The following is a 1,342-nucleotide window of genomic DNA, read 5'->3' on the forward strand; positions in this document are numbered from 1 at the left end:
CGTCGACCGGCAGGTCCGGGGCGAGGCCGACCAGCCGTCCGGCGCCCAGCAGCGGCGCTGCCTGCGCCTCCGGCACCATGCCCCAGCCGAGCCCGGCGACGACAGCGTCGACGAACCCCTCCGACGTGGGCACGGAGTGCCGCAGCGGGCTCGCGCCGCTGCCACCGAGCAGTCGCGCGGCGAAGCCGTCCTGGAAGTCGTCGTTCCGGTCGAAGACCACCACGGGAGCGTCGGCGAGCAGGTCGTGCAGTGCCGTGTCCGGCCCGGCGCCGAGCCATCGCCCGGCGAAGGCGGGACTCGCCGCCGCCAAGTAGCGCATCCGGCCCAGGGGCCGGACGGAGCAGCCCGCCACCGGGGCGGGGGACGAGGTCACCGCCGCCATCACCGCCCCCTCCCGCAGCAGGGTGGCCGTGTGGTCCTCGTCCTCGCGGCGCAGTTCGAAGCAGAGCCGCAGTTCGCGCGGGACCCGGGTGAGCGCGGGCAGGAACCAGGTGGCGAGCGAGTCGGCGTTCACCGCGATCGACAGCCGTGTCGGCTCCCCGGAGTCACTCATGCCGAGCTCGGCGCGGGCATCGCCCTCCAGCCGGGCAAGCCGGCGCGCGAACCGTACGACGATCTCGCCGGACTCGGTCGGGCGCACCGGTTTCGTCCGCGTCAGAAGGACCCGTCCGGTGCGCTGTTCGAGCGCCTTGACGCGTTGGCTGACCGCCGAGGGCGTCACATGCAGGGCGGTGGCCGCCGCGTCGAAGGTGCCCTCGTCGACCACCGCGAGCAGGGTGCGCACCTGGTCGAGAGGGAGTTCAGCCATCACGAGCACATCACGAGCGCTAATGATACGTAAGAATCTTTAGCTGTACTCTTGACAGTCGCCTTCCTAACGTCGTCGCCATGACCAACGCCCTCACCGCCGCGGCCGCCGGGTTCGGCACCGGCCTCTCGCTCATCGTCGCCATCGGCGCGCAGAACGCCTTCGTGCTGCGCCAGGGCATCCGCCGCGACGCGGTGTTCGCGGTGGTGGGTATCTGCGCGGTCTCCGACGCGGCGCTCATCGCGCTGGGGGTGGGCGGCGTCGGCGCGCTGGTGGTGGCCCGGCCGGAGGCGCTCACTGTCGTCGGACTGGTCGGCGGTGGATTTCTCCTGGTGTACGGCGTCCTCGCCGCCCGGCGGGTGCTCCGCCCCTCGGCGCTGGAGGCGGCGGGCGGTTCCACGGGCTCGCGGCGGCGGACCGTGCTCACCTGCCTGGCGCTGACCTGGCTCAACCCGCACGTCTATCTCGACACCGTCTTCCTGCTCGGCACCCTCGCGGCCGACCGCGGCCCGCTCCGCTGGACCTTCGGGCTCG

At 73.1% G+C, this 1,342-nt stretch carries 2 protein-coding genes; one reads left to right on the forward strand and one right to left on the reverse strand.

From position 1 onward, the window contains the following. The coding region (locus ABZV34_RS39565; protein WP_356288170.1) for a LysR family transcriptional regulator ArgP at window positions 1–808 on the reverse strand (808 nt) is incomplete at its 3' end. Between the two features lie 80 nt (window positions 809–888). On the opposite strand from ABZV34_RS39565, the gene ABZV34_RS39570 reads away from it, so the two are divergent. Continuing rightward, window positions 889–1,342 (forward strand): LysE family transporter (locus ABZV34_RS39570; protein WP_356288173.1); only part of this gene is annotated, 454 nt, incomplete at its 3' end.

Origin of the sequence: Streptomyces sp. NPDC005195, assembly GCF_040608315.1 — a bacterium.
In the GTDB taxonomy this organism is placed as follows: domain Bacteria; phylum Actinomycetota; class Actinomycetes; order Streptomycetales; family Streptomycetaceae; genus Streptomyces; species Streptomyces kaempferi.